Raw genomic sequence first — 16,206 nt, 5'->3', positions numbered from 1 at the left:
CTGCCGATCAAGGCGCCTGCACCACGATCGCCTGCCCCACCTTCACATGCCTGAAGCGGTCACCGAATCGTTCGGTGGCCCACGCGATGACCTCGTCGCTGGTGTCATGCCCCCCGAGAGCCAGCAACTGCAGTCGGTCTAGCATTGCCAGTTCGGCTTGCGCCTGCGCCGTCGTGATCGGCTTGAAAGGTCCGTCGCCTGAAGCGAACAGGCGCTGCGCGTCCAGGCCAGCGATGCGCAGGCGACCTTCCGGCACAGGGTAATGGAAGTCGCCCACCATGCCGTATAGCGGCTCTCCGAAGGCACTCGTCAGGCGCTGGAGCAGCCCGGGCACGGTCTGGTGGCCGCAGCCGACGATCACGACAAGCCCGCGTCCGGCGACGTGGACCACGAGCGCCTGCTCGTCGACAGGCCCCATGAACAGACTGCGCGTGATCGGCCCGGTAGTGCCCACGCCCTCGAAGAGCTTGCCCGCGCTGCCCGGAACGACCGTGGTGGCACCTGGGTAACTGACGGGTGCAGGCGATATCAGCGGTTTGCCGCCCAGGTCGGGCAGCGACCCGTCAGCGGGCAGTTCACCGCTGCGCTCTGCAGCCGAGCCGGCAACGTGGTCCCGATGACGGTGACTGATGAAGACGGCATCGACCGTGTCCATCGAAAGACCGAGCCTGTCCATGTTGCGCAGCAGCGGGGAGCGGGCTTCGCCGCGGGCGTTGTAGCCCAAATCGAACAGCAGCGTGGCGTGGTCTGTGCGCACCAGGTAGGCCACGCCGGGCTCGGTTGCCAGCCCAGGCGCAGCAGCGTGCCAGTTGACCAGCGGGATGATCTCGAGCCTGCGCGTGCTGCCCAGGTCGGCGACTCGGGCGCCAGCGGCACCGGGCGGGCGAGCCTTGAGGTCTTCTGCAAGCCCCGAACGGCGCCACTCCATGGCACCGAACACGCCAGCAAGCACCAGCAGTCCCACAGCGACCAAGGCGGCCAGGCGACCCGCGACAGCGCGGGCGATGCTGGCTCCAGCGAAGTGGTGGGCGAGCTCCGGCGGTATGGCCATGGGCCGAAGCGCAGGGACATTGGCGCCGCCGGTGTTGCCAACGGGCACCCAGCCCAGCAGCGCACCCGGAAGGGTGGCCATCAGGCGGAGCAACTGCCCGAGGATCTCCCGCTTGTCACGGCGATGCCAGCCGACCCGCAGCATCCACAGGTGGGTAAGGGCGTGCGGCCAGAGATGGCGTTGGCCCAGGATATGGGCGCGTTCCAGAAAAGCGAAGGTGGTGTCGGCGTTGCCTGCTGCCCACGCGGCGCGTGCGGCATCCATTTCGCGGTCGAATGCCGCGGCGAGCTCTGGTCTCATCGAATGTCTCCTCCTGCATCGGGTTCGGGTGCAGAGGATTCCATGGGCGCTAGGCGCCGTCTTGAACGAATCGCCTGTCTGCGCCCCGCACCAGGGCGGCGACGGTAGCCGGGGTGACGCCGAAGGTGCGCCGCATCTGGCGGGTCAAATGAGCCTGATCGGCAAAGCCCCCATCGATCGCCGCCTCTGCCAGCGAGGCGCCCCTGACAAGGGCATGCCCCGCCCGTTGCAGTTGACGAAGGGTCGACCAGCGCGAGAGCGGCACCTCCAGGTGGGCGCTCGCGATGGCCCGCAATCGGGAGACCGACAACCCGGCGCAGGCAGCGGCACGTTCGATCGCCCGGGGTCCGCGGGCAGACTCGAGGAAGGCCAGCGCTCGCAGGACTCGCTCGTCGGGTGCAGCATTGTCCAACGGGGGTATCCGCAAGGCGTCCAAGCTGGTGACGAGGCACCCACCGGCGTCAATGCTCGCCGCGACCTCGGGTGACAGCTTGACGACGCCGTCGGGGGTGGTGTTTCGAAGAATCCGCTGTGCCAGCCGGGTCTGAGGAGGCAGCAGGGCCAGCAGCACCTGACCACTGGGCTGCAGCGCATGGACGACATCGGGCCTGACGACCAGCGCCGGACCGCTGACCGGCCGCTCGGACATGCCTCCCGAGAACTCGAGGATCGTTACCGGTCCGTTCAGCCCGAGCGTGACCTGAACGGCTGCGTGCCGGTGTGGGCGGTTATCCGCAGTCTCCCCTCGAAAGACCACGCCTGCAAAGGTGAACGCGCATTCACCTGCCCAACCCATCGCCAAGCCCCCCTTGTCGCATCTCGACCATCGTGCGGAATGTAGCAATCGCTGGCGGTAGTCGCAGAAGCAAGTCACCGCCGATGGTCGGTGGAAATCTGGAGGGCGGACGCACGAAGAGCCTGTCTAGGCTTGTCGACGGCAAAAGCACGGCCTGAAAGATCTGACGCGACAATGACTTACGCGTGTCGTGACGGTAGGCGCCGGCGCAGAGTCGCTAGCTCTCCTAGAGGGACGACACTACCGTTCGGGCCCTCGCCGAACTTGATAGACCTCGATAGATCTCGGAACATGCATCCCGCGCAAATCGCCCGGAAACCCGCGCCACTGCTGGACCTCTTCACTTTGGCGGTAGGCCTGACGGTACAAACCGCGCTTCAGCGCAACGCGCCCACTGTTGCCGAGGGATTGCCGGCACCATTGCTGATGGAGTGGGAATGAAGGGGGTGTGGCGCTGCTGGCCCCCGCTGCTGGTCGCGCTGCTGCTCGCTGTGGGGCAGGGCGCCGCACAGGCCGCGCTGCCCAGCGTCTACCTCGAAGACCTGACGTGGCCTGAGTTGCAGGCTGCGCAGCGTGAGGGGGCGAGGACCGTCATCATCCCGATCGGCGGCACCGAGCAGAACGGCCCGCACATGGCGCTGGGCAAGCACAACGCCCGGGTGCGCGTGCTGGCCGGACGCATCGCATCAGAGTTAGGTCAGGCGGTGGTCGCGCCGGTGCTGGCTTATGTGCCGGAGTCGCGGGGTCACCTGAAGTTTCCCGGCACGATTGACACGCCGCCTGAGGCCTTCGGAGCCCTGCTGGCTGCCGCGGCGAAAAGCCTGCGGCGCGGCGGATTCACCGAAATTGTGTTGCTGGGTGACTCGGGTGACTACCAGGCCCAGCTGCAAGCGCTCGCCGAGCAGCTGAGTCGAGAGTGGCAGCGCAAGGGTGCGCTGCCGTCTGCCCGTGTGCATTACGTCGGTGTCTATTACCGCGAGGCCTTGGCTGCCTTCCGCCAGCGTCTGCGGGAGCTGGGACACAGCGAGTCAGAGATCGGCGTGCATGCCGGACTGCTCGATACCGCGCTGCTGATGGCCACGGTGCCAGGCATGGTGCGTGGCGAAAGCCTCGCCGAGGCTGCGCTTCAGAGTCCGGCCAACGGTGTCACCGGCGATCCGCGCGCGGCCACGGCGGCCGTGGGCCGCGAGGGGGCGGATCTCATCGTGCGTGAAAGTGTGCAGGCGTTGCGTCGTGCGCGGGCCTCGACGAACTGACCGTTGTCATCAACGATGCCCTTGAGGCTCTGACCGGCCTTTGAGCACGAGGCTGATGGGGCGTTGCCAAAGCGGAGCCGTCGTGCGGCCACAACAGCGCACCTTTCGCGGTTTGCGCAATTGCTCACACTGCGACCGCCGCTGCGCGAATTGGCGCTGAATTCCGCTGCTTTTTCAAAGCGTGTGTGCGGCCAGCGGACAGACACTCCGCTCGCACATGAGACCCCCGGTGCAGTCACTGACGGGGGCAATAGATCAGGCTCGGCCCTTGCGTCCGAGCCGCAGGGAGCTCCGCTTTGCCATCAAGGTCCCGGACAGGTATCCAGGGCACAGGAGCAGTGTTGATGCAGAACTTGCATGCCAGCGGCGCGCCTCGGCGCGTCCTGGTCGTTGACGACAGCAGGGCCATCCAGGCCATCATTCGCCGGATACTGGAAACCAGCGAAACCGAGGATCTCCAGGTTCAATGCGCCAGCAGCGGCGCCGAGGCGCTGGCCCAGGTCGACAGCTTCAGGCCCGATCTTGTGCTGTCGGACTGGCATATGCCGGGCGTCTCAGGCATCGAGATGCTGCAGACCTTGCGGCAGATGGGGCACGCCGACATCGCGCTCGGCTTCGTGACCACAGAGACTGCGACCGACTGCCTGGCGCAGGCGCGCCGCAATGGCGCGGCCTTTGTACTGAACAAGCCGTTCCACGACCACGAACTGCGCGCGGCTGTCAGTCAATGCCTGAAGCCGGCCATGACCACGCCGACGGTCGACCCCGCATCGCCGCGTGTGGCCGCGATCGATTCGGCGAGCCAGTTGCAACAGTTGCTGTTCACCCATCTGGGCACGCGCAGCTTCGTGCTGAGCAAGCGGCACTGCGAGGGTGTCTTTGTCGAGCAGACGCCGCAGATCGTGGTGCTCTACAGCAGCGCCGGACGCAAGGGCGCCTACGCGCTGGGGCTGCTGGACGCTTCGGCAAGCTGCCTCATCGGTGGCATGGCCGCTGGCAACAGCCCCGACGAGATCCGCACGATGATCAGCAAGGCGCAGCCCGGCCCCGGCCAGTTCGAGCATGCGCAGCGCTTTATGCTGGCGGTCGCCGGACTGCTGCACAAACGCAGCCCCGTCGATGCACCAGCCTTCAGTGTCGCCAAGATGGCAGTGCAGCCCTTCGACAAGGTAGCGGCACTGATCGCGAGCAACAATGGCCGCAGCGACTTCGAATTGGGCGTGAGCGGCATCGGTGAAGGTCGCATGAGCTTCTTCATCCTGTAGGGCTGGCGCGATGGACCTCGAAAGTCTGGCCAGCATCGGTGTGCTGACGGCCAATGCCGTGTTCATGATCATTGCCGTCGCCGGCTACCTGAAGATGAACACCCACGAGTCGCGACGCCAGCAGTACCTGGCTCACGCCTTGGCGGAATCGCGCGAAGCCGGCCTTGAGCTGCGCGGTGCTGCGCGTGAGTTGATGCGCATGCTCGAGCGTGCCGATCGCTCAGTGGCCTGGCAGCGTCAGCCGCTGCAGGCCGTTGGCGCGCCACGCCTTTCGAGCTTGACAGCGTGGAGCCGGATGCGGAGAAGCTGCGCGGCTTCGAGTCACTGGCCGGCGTCACCGATGCCGAGTACGAGCAGTGGCGCCGCCTGCAGCAGGTCGAGCTTGAGCGCGTGCTGCACCAGCGTCGCCGTTTGCAGCAGGAGCTCGACGCGGCTCGGAAACGCGCCGATGAGGCCGAGCGCCAAACAGGCCGGACGCGCAGTTTGCGCGAGCGCAGCGAGCTGAAGTCACTGCAGCAGCAGCTGGATCAGACCCAGTCGCTGCTAGCCGAGTGCAAGGACATGCTGAGGCATGCGGAGGTGCGCGCCGCCTTGGCCGAATCATCGGGCCAGGTCGCCGTCGGCGAGGCTGCCCGACTGCGCGAGCAGATTGCCGAGCTGGACGCCCGCATGAAGCGTCAGCAGTGCGAGAAGGAGTTCATCGAGGAGCATCTTTTGACGCTTGATCAGCTGGTTCGAAACCAGGCGGGGGAGCGCGGCATGCGTGGGGAGCCGGCTTAGCCGTGGCGAGCTGACGACGCCGCACTGAAATCGCTGCAGCTGTGCCGGCAATAATGAGCCAGACATCCGTTGCGAAGCGAAAGAGATAAACGATGGCGAGAGTGTGGTTGGGCATGGGGTTGGCGACGGTGTTTGTCGCAGGTGGGGTGTTCTGGGCACAGCAGCCCAACGCGGCCGAGGTGGCCCGGCCGTCCGGGCTGCCAACGGGCACACCGATGCTTCAGCCGGTGCCCGGCATGCCGCCGGTCAAGGATCCACTCAATGTCTACAGCGAGACCGTGGCCGGCCGGTTCAGCCCGGCGGTGGAGGGTGCACTGGAGCGGATCTATGTGCCCAATCGCGCTGTGAGCACGGTCTCGGTGATCGACCCCAACACGCTGAAGGTGGTCAAGACCTTCCGCGTCGGGCTGTTCCCGCAGCATGTGGTGCCGTCCTATGACCTGAAGACCCTGTGGGTGGCCAACAATGCCGAGGGGACCAATCGCGGCAGCCTGACGCCCATCGATCCCAAGACCGGCAAGCCGGGCAAGGACGTGCCGGTCGAGGATCCTTACAACATGTACTGGTCACCGGACGGGCGCTACGCCATCGTGGTTGCTGAGGCTTTCGAGCGTCTTGACTTCCGTGATCCGCAGAGCATGAAGCTGGAGTACTCGATTCCGGTACCGGGCTGCAAGGGCATCAACCATGCGGACTTCTCCATGGATGGCCGCTACGCCCTGTTCACCTGCGAGTTCGCAGGAACGGTGGTCAAGCTGGACCTGGTCGAGCGCAAGGTGCTGGGGTCCCTGAAGCTCAATGCTTATATCAACCGCCCCGAGGTGCAGGCGCTGCTGGAAGCGCCCGGCCCGAAGGCCAAGCGCCTGCCGGATCCGATCGACCCGACGGCTGACATCTGCACCACGCCCGGTATGCCGCAGGACATCCGCATCTCGCCGGACGGCAAGCGCTTCTACATCGCCGACATGATGGTGGACGGAGTGCACATCGTCGACTTTGCTTCGTTCAAACAGCTGGGCTTTGTGCGCACTGGCAAGGGCGCGCACGGCCTGTACCCGAGCCGCGACGGCAAGCAACTCTACGTGGCCAACCGTGGCAGCAACCGCATCCGCGATAAGAAGGGCGGCCCAGGCAGCGTCTCGGTGATGGACTTCGCCACTGAGAAGGTGGTGGCGCAATGGAACATCCCCGGCGGTGGCAGCCCGGACATGGGCAACGTCAGCGCCGACGGCAAACACCTGTGGCTGTCAGGTCGCTATGACAACGTGGTGTATCGCTTTGACACCGCCAGTGGCAAGGTCGACAAGATCCGCGTGGGCATCGAGCCGCACGGTCTGACGGTTTGGCCGCAGCCTGGGCGTTACTCGCTGGGGCATACCGGCAATCTGCGCTGAAGGGCCTGAGGCGCTGCGCCTCAGGCCGCTGCGGCCTGCGCTTCCAGCTCCGCTTTCAGTCCAGCCGGCAGCTTCAGCTGGCGGGCCAGCTCATCCAGATAGGCCCGCTCCATGAAGCTGGTCTCATCGGTGACCAGCAGGCTGGCCAGATACATCTCGGCGGCTAACTCGGGAGTGGCCGCAGACTGGGCGACCTCGGCCGGATCGAGCGGGCGGCGCAGCTCGGTCTCGAACCACTGGCGCAGCCCGGCATCAGCCTCCAGGCGGTTCAGCTCGGCCTCAACCAGGCCACGCTCGCGTTCGTCGAGATGGCCGTCGGACTTGGCCGCGGCAATCATGGCCTTGAGCATGGCGCGGCTGTGCAGCTCCTGCTCGGGAGCGGGCAGGCGGTCAACGGTGCGTGGTGGGCTGGCTGGCGCTGATGGCTGCTGCGCACCTTGCGCCTGTTGCGTGGCCTGCCAGCTGCTGTAGGCCTTGTAGGCCATCAGGCCCAGCGCCGCAATGCTGCCGTACTTCAGCGCCTTGCCGCCGTAGCTGCGGCCGCGCTTGTTGCCCATCAGCAGGCCCAAGGCCCCGCCTGCCGCAGCGCCAAGCCCCATCTGACCCAGGCCCTTGCTGCCGCCAAGGCTTGTGCCCAGGCTGCCCCCCAAACCGCCAGCTTTGCCGTCCAGCATGGCCAGCCCCGACTTCAGCAGTTGTTCCAATGTTGACTGTGCGCTCATCGTCCGATGCTCCTTGAAGCCATGAAAACCATGTTGCGGCGGGCTGCCTCAGATCAGCAGCGCACCGATGAAGATACCCACCATCATGAAGGCGATCACTACTTTGGCCAGCAGCCCGGCCATCAGGCCGAGCCAGGTCCAGAGTCCGACCTTGACGGCACGCTGCTGATCGCGGCGCGCCAGGTATTCACCGGCTGCGGCACCGACCAGCGGCATGAAGAGAATCCCGACCAAGCCCATGAAGACGCCGGCCACCGTGCCCAACGCAGCCCCGATCAGCGCCTGCCGGCTGGCACCGGCGCGGTTCGCCCCCAGCAGCCCGGCCACGTACTCAAGCGCCCAGGCCAGCACGGCCAGCAGCGTGATCACCGTCAGACTGGGCCATCCCACATGGACGAAATCGTCGATCCATGCCCCCAGGAAGATGCCGGCCAGCACCAGGGCCGTGCCGGGCAGGGCCGGCAGCACGGTTCCGAGCAGGCCGAGAACAATCAGCGCGACACTCGCAACCCATAACAGCGTGGGACTCACGGCAACCTTTCTTGCGACTGGATGTCAGAGCCACTTAGCTTGCGGTCGGCGCGCAGATTTCAAGCCCCGGGCTGTCTCGTCCGGGGCTGGGGGTGCTCAGGCTGCCTGTGTGCGATCAGACAGCGATCAGGCCTTGCCCAGGGCGCCGACCTTGGCGTTCTCGCGCGCCTGCTCCTCGCCCGCCGTGATGCGGCGGAACCACACCGTCAAGGCGCTGCTGGTGAGCACGATGAACAGCGAGTACAGGACCGGGATCAGCAGCACGGCCTGCTGCTGCTCACCCTTGAAAGTCAGCAGCACGATCAGGACGCCGAGCGGGCCATTCTGGATGCCGGTTTCCAGGGCGATCGTGCGCGCGCGGCGCTTGTCCTGGCGCACCACGCGTGCGAAGGCATAGCCGACGCCGAAACCGAACACGCCGAGGCCGATGGCGGCAAAGTAGATTTGCCATGGCGTGCTCAGCAGCAGGCCATAGTTGCGCGGCACCCAGGACACGACCAGGAACAGGATCACCACCACACCCAGCAGGCCGCCGATCATCTCGATCACTGCGCCCACATTGGCATTCCACTTGCGCAGCAGCATGCCGATCAGCGTGGGCACCAGCAGCACGAACAGGACCCGCGCCACGTTCTCGGGCGGAATGCGCCACTCGCCTTCGATCCCCTGCGAGAAGAAGCCGAGCGTCAGCGGCACCAGCACCACGGCGAACAGGGTCGAGACGATCGTCATCAACAGCGACAGGCTCAGCACGCCCTTGCTGAAGTAGTTGAAGATGTTGCTAGTGGTGCCGCCCGGCAGGCAGGCCATCAGGATCAGTCCGACGGCGTAGGCCGGCGGCAATTGCAGCACCGTGGCGAGGGTCACGCCGACAATCGGGGTCAGCAGATAGGTGGTCACGAGGCCAATAGCGATGCCGGTTGGCTTGCGCAGGGAAATCGCGAAGTCCTTGAAGGTCAGGCTGGCGCCCATGCCCAGCATGATGACCATCATCATGACGCTCAGCAGCTGCGTTTCGAAATCGGAGAGCATGGGTCAGCCTTTCTTGAGTGAGGCGAGAACTTCGGTGCGCAGGTCTCGGCGCAGGATCTTGCCGACCGGCGTCTTGGGCAGTTCATCGCGGAACTCGATCACCGCCGGCATCTTGTAGCCCGTCAGGTGCTGGCGGCAATGCGCCAGCAAGGCCTCGGCCGTCAGCGCTGCATCTCCCTTGACGATATAGGCACGCACCGCCTCGCCGGTCTTGGCATCGGGCACGCCGATCACCGCAGCCTCCATCACCCCGTCATGCTGGGTCAGGACGTCTTCGATCTCGTTCGGGTACACATTGAAGCCGCTGACCAGGATCATGTCCTTCTTGCGATCGACGATCTTGAAGGTGCCGTCCGCGCTCATCACCGCCACGTCACCGGTGTAAAGCCAGCCGTCCTTCAGGACCTGTGCGGTCTCCTCGGGGCGCTGCCAATAGCCCTGCATGACCTGCGGCCCGCGCAGGATCAGCTCGCCGGGCGCTCCCAGCGGCACATCCACGCCCAGGTCATCGACGAGGCGGATGTCGGTCATTGGCGCAGGGATGCCGATGGTGTCCACCCGGCGGCCGCTGCTGAGCGGCTGGAAGCACGCCACCGGGCTGCTCTCGGTCAGGCCGTAACCCTCGACCAGGGGTGCGCCGGTGGTTTCTTCCCAATGCTTGACCACCGCATGGTGCATCGCCGCACCGCCGCCGCCGGCGGCCTTGATGTGCTTGGGCGGAAAGGCGGTGAACCACTCCTCGCGCAGCAGCGCGTTGTAGAGCGTGTTGACGCCGGTCAGCCAGGTGATCTTGTAGTTCTCGAGCGCGCGCTGCAGGTTCTGGATCGGCCGCGGGCTGGGTACAAGGATGTTGCGGGCACCCATGCGGTACATGGTGAGGAAGTTCACCGTGAAGGCGAAGATGTGATACAGGGGCAGCGCGGTCAACACCACCTCCTTGCCCTCGTCGATGTGGCTACGCGTCATGCCCAGCATCTGCTCCAGATTCCAGAGCAGATTGCCGTGGGTCAGCATTGCGCCCTTGGCCACGCCCGTGGTGCCGCCGGTGTACTGCAGCAGGGCCAGGCTCTGATGGTTCAGGGCCTGCGTGTAGCTCCCGGCATCACCGCCATGCTGGCGCCCTTGGGCCAGCGCGTCGGGCAGGCGGGTCACCGTCATGCCATGCGCCGGCACCAGGCGGTTCCAGTACTTCATGACCGCGTGGACGATGGGCTGCACCACCGGCGGGAAGAACTCGGGCACCCGTGTCAGCACCACATGCCGGATCTCGGTCTGGGCCAGGATGGGTTCCAGCTTGTCGGCAAACATGTCGACGATGACGATCGCCTTGGCGCCGCTGTCCTTGAACTGGTGCGCCATCTCCTGCGAGGTGTAGAGCGGGTTGGTGTTCACCGCCACGCAGCCCGCCTTCAGGATGCCCAGCAGCGCCACCGGGTAGCTCAGGCAATTGGGCATCTGAACGGCCACGCGGTCGCCCTGCGCCAGCTTGCACACGCCGCGCAGATAGTGCGCCAGCGCATCGCTCATTTCATCCACCTGCGCGTAGCTCAGCGAGCCATACATGCCGTTGGGCATCACGCAGGTGAAAGCCGTCTGCGAGCTGTAGCGCCGCGCGGCCTCTCGGGCCATGGCCGCCAGATGTGGCGCGGAGGGGGGCGTCAAGGTTTCAGGAATGCTGCTGCCGTAGTGCTGCAGCCAGGGCTTGAGCGAGTAGGGGGAGGCGGAATCGGTCATGGATCGAAGGCGCGGCCCAGGCGTTGGAGCGGTACGCGACGGCTGGACAGGCCGGCGCGGCCGCGCCCAGGCCGGACGCAGCGGCGCGAAGGTAATCGGATGAAACGCCGCTGTCCAGTGCGGCAGGGCAAAGACTGTCAGGAGCGTAGGTTTTTCGTGCGCAGCCGAGCCAACTTGGTGGCATGCCCGATTGACGCGGCAGCACTCAATCGCCAGTGGCCAGTACGGCGCGTGCCAGTGCATCGACCGACATAGGCGCGCAGCCCTCGGCCTTGTTGTTGATCGTCACATATGCCTTGTGGCCGGCTCGTGCGGTGGCGCCCGCGACCTGTGCGATCAAGGCTCGCGTGTCGGGGTCGGGGTCCAGCATCTGGTCGTAGGCGCCGTAGCGCCGCGTGGCGGTTTCATAGCCGTAGGGGCCGTGGCAGCGGTTGAGATTCCAGCGGCACACAAATGGCCCCGGCCACAGCCGCCGCAGCAGCCACAGCTGTTCCTGCGGCGGCGGCAGCTTAGGGTGCAGACCCAGGCAATAGGTCGCGCCATATTCCTTCAGCACGGCGACGAAGTCTTCGCTCAGCCAGGCCGCATCGCGCACCTCCACCGCCACCACGCCATCGGCGGCACGTTCTGACAGCGCGGGCAGGGCTGCCAGCATCTGGTACAGCGCCTCGATCTGCCGTGGCATATCGCCCAGCAGGGCGGGCGGCAGCGGACTGAGCTGGAACACCAGCGCGCCGATCTTGCGGCCCAGCCCTTCGAGCGCCGGCTGTACGAACTCCTGCAGCGCCAGCTGCGGATTCAGGAAGGCCTCGTTGCGTCGGCTGCCATGGCCGTTCTCGTCGCGCACCAGTGCATCACTCACCAGCGCCGGTGCCTTGACGACGAAACGGAACTCGTCGGGCACCTGGGCCGCATAGTGCTCGTACTGGCTGGCCGTCAGCGGCCGGTAGAAGCTGCGGTCAATGCAGACGCTGCGCAGCAGGGGGTGCTGGCTGTAGGCCGCCAGGCCCTGCTTGGACAGCAGGCTCTCGTTGTAGGACTTGTCCCAGACCAAGCCAGCCCAGCCCGGGTAGGTCCAGGTGGAGGTGCCCAGATGCAGCTGAGTCGGCAGGGCTTGCGCCAGCGCCTGCAGCTCGGCGTCCGCCGCGCGGGCCTGCACCTTGGCGGGTCTGGATTCGCGCGCGCCGACCTGTGGCGGCATCGGCGGCTCATCGGGAAACAGCGCATCCTGCATGGGCGTCAGGATAGCGTGCCAGCAGGGCGTCGACCGCCGTGAAGCCAGGCAGCGGCCTTACACTGCCGGCCTTGCATGAGTACCTTGATGAGCGCTTCAACCCCGGCCGATGAATACGCGATGCGCCTGGCGCTCGACCAGGCGCACAACGCGCTGCTGGTCGGCGAGGTGCCGGTGGGCGCAGTGCTGATGCGCCATGGCCAGGTGATCGCCACCGGCTACAACCGCCCGATCACCACCCACGACCCGACAGCGCATGCCGAGATCGTTGCGTTGCGCCATGCGGCCACGCTGCTGGGCAATTACCGGCTGCCGGAGTGCGAGCTGTACGTCACGCTGGAGCCTTGCGCGATGTGCGCCATGGCGATGATGCATGCGCGCCTGAAGCGCGTGGTGTTCGCCGCGCCCGATCCCAAGACCGGCGTGGCCGGCTCGGTGTTGGACCTGTTTGCCCAGCCGCAGCTGAACCATCACACCACCATCCACGGCGGCGTGCTGGCCGAGGCCTCGGCCCAGCTGCTGCGCGACTTCTTTGCCGAGCGCCGCGAGGCGGCCCGGCGCCGCCGCGATCTGGCGCGGGCGGCCGTAACACCTAACGACGAGCGCATCCCCACCGGCGATGCCATTCACCTGGACGAATCGAAACCACTATGAGCAAACCCCTGATCCTTTACACGCCGGCCGGCGCCCTGGCTCAATCCGCGCCGCTCAAGCGTGCTGCCAAGCGCTTGCAGGCGCTGGGCTTCGAGGTCGAAGTCGATGCGGATGCGCTGGCGCGTGAGCAGCGTTTCGGCGGCGATGACGCCACGCGCCTTAAGGCCATCCACCGCGTGGCCAAGGCAGCGCCTGCGGTGGCGATGGCCACGCGCGGCGGCTATGGCCTGACGCGCCTGCTCGACCAGATCGACTGGAAGCTGCTGGCCAAGAGCGTGGAGCGCGGCACGCGCTGGGTGGGGCACAGCGATGTCACGGCGCTGCAGCTGGGCCTGCTGGCGCATGCCAAGTCGGCCAGCTGGCATGGCCCGATGGCCACCTATGACTTCGGCCGCAGTGCAGCCGAGGGCGGCGTCGACGAGATCACGCAGGAAGTCTTCACCGAGGCGATGAGCGGGGTTCTGGAGGCGGTGGGCTATCGCACCGAGGCTGGCCATGACGGCTTTGAAGCGCGTGGCACCTTGTGGGGTGGCAATCTGACGATGCTGATGTCGCTGCTGGGCACGCCGCACATGCCGCGCGTGAAAGGCGGCATCCTGTTCCTTGAAGACGTCAACGAGCATCCCTATCGCGTCGAGCGCATGCTGTTGCAGCTGCAGCAGGCGGGGGTGCTGGGTGCACAGAAGGCCGTGCTGCTGGGGGCTTTCAGCGACTGGAACAAGTCGCCGCTGGATCGCGGCTATGGCTTGAAGGACGCGATCGCTGCCGTGGCAGCGCGCTGCCCGCAGACCCGCTTCCTCACCGGCCTGCCTTTCGGCCATGTGCCGACCAAGGTGACTCTGCCGGTGGGCATCAAGTCCGAACTGCTGGTCCAGGGCCGCGACCTCCTGATCGCCTGGGGGCATCAGGAGTGAGATGACCGCGACGCAGGTGCGCCGCACAAGGTGACTTTTCTCACCCCGCGCTCGCGGGGTTTTTTGCTCGCTGACTGGGGGGAATCCTCCAGTTTCCAGCCTGTATTGAGCCGATATGATGCTCATAAAGCCTCCGGCGCGCGACCATCAGTCCTGTGCTCCGGGGGCATGCTGTTTTTGAATGGTGCTTGTGTTGTGCCGGCCTGCCATCAGCAGGTGTTTGGCGAGCGCCAGCTCCGGAGGGGTTTTCATGCTGGGACTTCAAGGTCCGCGCGCCGCGCTGAGCCCGCGGCGGCAGGGTTGGCGCGAGCATTGCGCCTCGGTGCTGGGTGCTGTGCTGGTACTGGCCGCAACCATGGGCCTGACGGCCTGCGACAACAGCCCGTATGCCAAGGGCGCCGCGGCGTCGAACACGCTGTACAACTCTTTCGATGAGCGCTCGCCGCGCTATCTGGATCCGATTGCGTCCTACAGCAATCCGGAGTCGGTCTACACCTACCAGATCTACGAGCCGCTGTACGCCTACCACTACTTGAAGCGGCCCTACGAGCTGGTGCCCAAGACGGCCGAGAAGGTGGTGAAGCCGCATTACCTGGACAAGGACGGCAAGCCGCTGCCGGACGATGCCCCGGCCGAGCAGATCGGTTTCAGCGTTTACGACATCGCGATCAAGAAGGGCATCAAGTACGCCCCGCATCCGGCGCTGGCCACCGATGACAAGGGCAACTACCTCTATCACAGCCTGACGCGCGAGCAGTTGGGAGACAAGCGCTCACCCTGGGACTTTGCGGTGCAAGGCACGCGCGAGATGGTGGCGGAAGACTATGTCTACGCACTCAAGCGCCACGCCACGCCGCGCATCGAGGCACCGGTCTTCGCCATCTTCTCCGAGTATGTGGTCGGGCTGAAGGACTATGCCAAGCTGGTGCGCGAAGAGAACGCCAAGCTGCTCAAGGGCCTGCCGGAGACCACGCGCGACAAGCCCTTTCTGGACTTTCGCAAATGGCCGCTGGAAGGCGTGCAGGCGCTGGACAGCCACACGCTGCGCATCAAGATCCGCGGCAAGTATCCGCAGTGGCAGTACTGGCTGGCGATGACCTTCGTGTCGCCGCTGCCTTGGGAGGCCGATGCCTTCTATGCCCAGCCAGGCATGAGCGAGAACAGCCTGTCGCTGAACCAGTGGCCGGTGGGCACTGGCCCCTTCATGATGACCGAGTATGTGCAGGACCGCCGCCATGTGATGAAGCGCAACCCGCACTTCCGCGGCGAAGCCTATCCCTGCGAGGGCTCGGAGCAGGACCGCAAGGACGGTCTGCTGGACGACTGCGGCAAGACCATGCCCTTCGTGGACACCATCGTCTCGACCATCATCAAGGAGAAAGTGCCGCGCAAGGAGATGTTCAAGCAGGGCTATCTGGATGTGCCCGAGATCGAGCGGCCGGAATGGGGCGTGGATTTCCGCGTCGACATGGACGACTCGGACGAGGTGCGCGCTGCCTATGAAGCCAAGGGCTTCAAGTTCCCGCAGGTCACCGACATCAACAGCTGGTACATGGGCTTCAACTGGCTGGACCCGGTGGTGGGCAAGGGCGACACGCCGGAGCAGCAGCTGAAGAACCGCAAGCTGCGCCAGGCCTTGTCGATCGCCATCGACTGGGAGGAGGGCTATGGCCGCATCTTCCGCACCAAGGGTGGCGTTGCTGCCCACGGGCCGGTGCCGCCCGGCGTTTTCGGCTCGCGCGAGGGCACGCCCGAGGGCTTCAACCCCGTGACCCACAAACTAGTCAACGGTGAGTTGCAGCGCCGCTCGATCGACGATGCCAAGAGGCTGCTGGCCGAGGCCGGCTACCCGGATGGGCGCGACGCCAAGAGCGGCAAGCCCCTGGTGCTGAACTACGACTACCAGCGCACCGCCACGCCCGAGATCAAGGCCGAGCTGGACTGGATGGTCAAGCAGTTCGCCAAGCTGGGCGTGCAGCTGGAAGTGCGTGCCACCGACTACAACCAGTTCCAGGACAAGGTGCACAAGGGCAAGCACCAGATCTTCTGGTGGGGCTGGCTGGCCGACTATCCGGATGCCGAGAACTTCCTGTTCCTGCTCTACGGCCCGAATGCCAAGAGCCTGCACGAAGGTGAGAACGCGGCCAACTACCAGAATCCCGAGTACGACAAGCTCTATCGCCGCATGCAGGCCCTGGACGACGGCCCGGAGAAGCAGCGCGTGATCGACGAGATGGTGCGTATCGTGCGCGAAGACTCGCCCTGGGCCTGGGGCTACTGGCCCTATGTGGCCTCGGCCTTCCAGCCCTGGGTATACAACGGCAAGCCCGGCATCATGGTGCGCGACATGGCGCGTTACTACCGCGTCGATCCGCAGATGCGGGCCGCCAAGCAGGCCGAGTGGAACCAGCCGATCTGGTGGCCGCTGCTGGCCTTGCTGGCAGGCGCTGCCGCCATCGTCTGGGCCACGCGCCGATCCTTCCGTGCGCGCGAACAAGCAACGGCCAAGGGCTATGTGAAGCCGCATCAGCTCAGCTGAGCCC

At 65.9% G+C, this 16,206-nt stretch carries 15 protein-coding genes; 8 read left to right on the top strand and 7 right to left on the bottom strand.

Translation table 11 applies throughout. The annotated features are described in order from the left end of the window. Positions 1-7: 7 nt before the first annotated feature. Positions 8-1,351: a DUF3703 domain-containing protein gene (locus ACIQ67_RS00955; protein ID WP_397532470.1), complete on the bottom strand. Its 1,344-nt coding sequence runs from the start codon at positions 1,349-1,351 to the stop codon at positions 8-10. Positions 1,352-1,400: 49 nt separating this feature from the next. Beyond that, positions 1,401-2,147 carry a helix-turn-helix domain-containing protein gene (locus ACIQ67_RS00950; protein WP_397532527.1) on the bottom strand — a complete coding sequence of 249 codons (747 nt, stop codon included), beginning with the start codon at positions 2,145-2,147 and terminating at the stop codon, positions 1,401-1,403. Between the two features lie 291 nt (positions 2,148-2,438). On the opposite strand from ACIQ67_RS00950, the gene ACIQ67_RS00945 reads away from it, so the two are divergent. The 5 genes from ACIQ67_RS00945 to ACIQ67_RS00925 all read left to right on the top strand — a co-directional run bounded on the left by ACIQ67_RS00945 (position 2,439) and on the right by ACIQ67_RS00925 (position 6,842). Next, positions 2,439-2,588, top strand: a complete 150-nt coding sequence (locus ACIQ67_RS00945) for a hypothetical protein (protein WP_397532469.1) — start codon at positions 2,439-2,441, stop codon at positions 2,586-2,588. After that, positions 2,585-3,403 carry a creatininase family protein gene (locus tag ACIQ67_RS00940; RefSeq protein WP_397532468.1) on the top strand — a complete coding sequence of 273 codons (819 nt, stop codon included), beginning with the start codon at positions 2,585-2,587 and terminating at the stop codon, positions 3,401-3,403. The genes ACIQ67_RS00945 and ACIQ67_RS00940 overlap by 4 nt, the downstream gene beginning before the upstream one ends. A 344-nt stretch (positions 3,404-3,747) precedes the next feature. Continuing rightward, positions 3,748-4,668 carry a response regulator gene (locus ACIQ67_RS00935; protein ID WP_397532467.1) on the top strand — a complete coding sequence of 307 codons (921 nt, stop codon included), beginning with the start codon at positions 3,748-3,750 and terminating at the stop codon, positions 4,666-4,668. Positions 4,669-4,953: 285 nt separating this feature from the next. Further along, positions 4,954-5,448 (top strand): hypothetical protein, encoded by a 495-nt coding sequence (locus tag ACIQ67_RS00930; protein WP_397532466.1) that lies wholly within the window; start codon positions 4,954-4,956, stop codon positions 5,446-5,448. A 215-nt stretch (positions 5,449-5,663) separates the two neighbouring features. After that, positions 5,664-6,842 carry a YncE family protein gene (locus tag ACIQ67_RS00925; RefSeq protein ID WP_397532526.1) on the top strand — a complete coding sequence of 393 codons (1,179 nt, stop codon included), beginning with the start codon at positions 5,664-5,666 and terminating at the stop codon, positions 6,840-6,842. A gap of 20 nt (positions 6,843-6,862) precedes the next feature. Here the strand turns inward: ACIQ67_RS00925 and ACIQ67_RS00920 are convergent, their stop codons facing one another. From ACIQ67_RS00920 to ACIQ67_RS00900, 5 genes are all read right to left on the bottom strand, one after another. Further along, positions 6,863-7,564, bottom strand: coding sequence for a tellurite resistance TerB family protein (locus tag ACIQ67_RS00920; protein WP_397532465.1), 702 nt, complete (start codon positions 7,562-7,564; stop codon positions 6,863-6,865). Between the two features lie 48 nt (positions 7,565-7,612). Then, positions 7,613-8,095: a DUF456 domain-containing protein gene (locus ACIQ67_RS00915; RefSeq protein ID WP_397532464.1), complete on the bottom strand. Its 483-nt coding sequence runs from the start codon at positions 8,093-8,095 to the stop codon at positions 7,613-7,615. A 126-nt stretch (positions 8,096-8,221) separates the two neighbouring features. After that, positions 8,222-9,127 (bottom strand): bile acid:sodium symporter family protein, encoded by a 906-nt coding sequence (locus ACIQ67_RS00910; protein WP_397532463.1) that lies wholly within the window; start codon positions 9,125-9,127, stop codon positions 8,222-8,224. A gap of 3 nt (positions 9,128-9,130) precedes the next feature. Then, positions 9,131-10,861, bottom strand: a complete 1,731-nt coding sequence (locus tag ACIQ67_RS00905; RefSeq protein ID WP_397532462.1) for an AMP-binding protein — start codon at positions 10,859-10,861, stop codon at positions 9,131-9,133. A gap of 205 nt (positions 10,862-11,066) precedes the next feature. Further along, entirely contained in the window at positions 11,067-12,095 is a 1,029-nt protein-coding gene (locus ACIQ67_RS00900) for a DUF72 domain-containing protein (RefSeq protein WP_397532461.1), read from the bottom strand. 87 nt (positions 12,096-12,182) lie between these two features. Between ACIQ67_RS00900 and tadA the strand changes: the two genes are divergently transcribed. From tadA to ACIQ67_RS00885, 3 genes are all read left to right on the top strand, one after another. After that, positions 12,183-12,749, top strand: a complete 567-nt coding sequence (tadA, locus tag ACIQ67_RS00895) for a tRNA adenosine(34) deaminase TadA (RefSeq protein WP_397532460.1) — start codon at positions 12,183-12,185, stop codon at positions 12,747-12,749. Continuing rightward, the gene (locus ACIQ67_RS00890; protein ID WP_397532459.1) at positions 12,746-13,663 is read left to right on the top strand and encodes an LD-carboxypeptidase; all 918 of its coding nucleotides are present in this window, start codon (positions 12,746-12,748) and stop codon (positions 13,661-13,663) included. The genes tadA and ACIQ67_RS00890 overlap by 4 nt, the downstream gene beginning before the upstream one ends. Positions 13,664-14,018: 355 nt before the next feature. Continuing rightward, the gene (locus ACIQ67_RS00885; RefSeq protein WP_397532525.1) at positions 14,019-16,202 is read left to right on the top strand and encodes an ABC transporter substrate-binding protein; all 2,184 of its coding nucleotides are present in this window, start codon (positions 14,019-14,021) and stop codon (positions 16,200-16,202) included. The last annotated feature ends 4 nt before the right edge of the window (positions 16,203-16,206 follow it).

It is taken from the genome of Roseateles sp., assembly GCF_044373315.1.
Classification (GTDB): domain Bacteria; phylum Pseudomonadota; class Gammaproteobacteria; order Burkholderiales; family Burkholderiaceae_C; genus JACDQM01.
The sequence above is the reverse complement of the archived record's forward strand: the minus strand, read 5'-3'. Positions and strand labels throughout refer to the sequence as shown.

What these genes read in the sequence shown, in the direction of transcription:
- ACIQ67_RS00885 (WP_397532525.1), top strand. Translation starts at nt 14,019, where the DNA reads ATGGGCCTGACGGCCTGCGACAACAGCCCGTATGCCAAGGGCGCCGCG.
- ACIQ67_RS00900 (WP_397532461.1), bottom strand. Translation starts at nt 12,095, where the DNA reads ATGCAGGATGCGCTGTTTCCCGATGAGCCGCCGATGCCGCCACAGGTC.
- ACIQ67_RS00950 (WP_397532527.1), bottom strand. Translation starts at nt 2,147, where the DNA reads ATGGGTTGGGCAGGTGAATGCGCGTTCACCTTTGCAGGCGTGGTCTTT.
- ACIQ67_RS00905 (WP_397532462.1), bottom strand. Translation starts at nt 10,861, where the DNA reads ATGACCGATTCCGCCTCCCCCTACTCGCTCAAGCCCTGGCTGCAGCAC.
- ACIQ67_RS00940 (WP_397532468.1), top strand. Translation starts at nt 2,585, where the DNA reads ATGAAGGGGGTGTGGCGCTGCTGGCCCCCGCTGCTGGTCGCGCTGCTG.
- ACIQ67_RS00935 (WP_397532467.1), top strand. Translation starts at nt 3,748, where the DNA reads ATGCAGAACTTGCATGCCAGCGGCGCGCCTCGGCGCGTCCTGGTCGTT.
- ACIQ67_RS00945 (WP_397532469.1), top strand. Translation starts at nt 2,439, where the DNA reads ATGCATCCCGCGCAAATCGCCCGGAAACCCGCGCCACTGCTGGACCTC.
- ACIQ67_RS00910 (WP_397532463.1), bottom strand. Translation starts at nt 9,127, where the DNA reads ATGCTCTCCGATTTCGAAACGCAGCTGCTGAGCGTCATGATGATGGTC.
- ACIQ67_RS00920 (WP_397532465.1), bottom strand. Translation starts at nt 7,564, where the DNA reads ATGAGCGCACAGTCAACATTGGAACAACTGCTGAAGTCGGGGCTGGCC.
- ACIQ67_RS00955 (WP_397532470.1), bottom strand. Translation starts at nt 1,351, where the DNA reads ATGAGACCAGAGCTCGCCGCGGCATTCGACCGCGAAATGGATGCCGCA.
- ACIQ67_RS00890 (WP_397532459.1), top strand. Translation starts at nt 12,746, where the DNA reads ATGAGCAAACCCCTGATCCTTTACACGCCGGCCGGCGCCCTGGCTCAA.
- tadA (WP_397532460.1), top strand. Translation starts at nt 12,183, where the DNA reads ATGAGCGCTTCAACCCCGGCCGATGAATACGCGATGCGCCTGGCGCTC.
- ACIQ67_RS00925 (WP_397532526.1), top strand. Translation starts at nt 5,664, where the DNA reads ATGCTTCAGCCGGTGCCCGGCATGCCGCCGGTCAAGGATCCACTCAAT.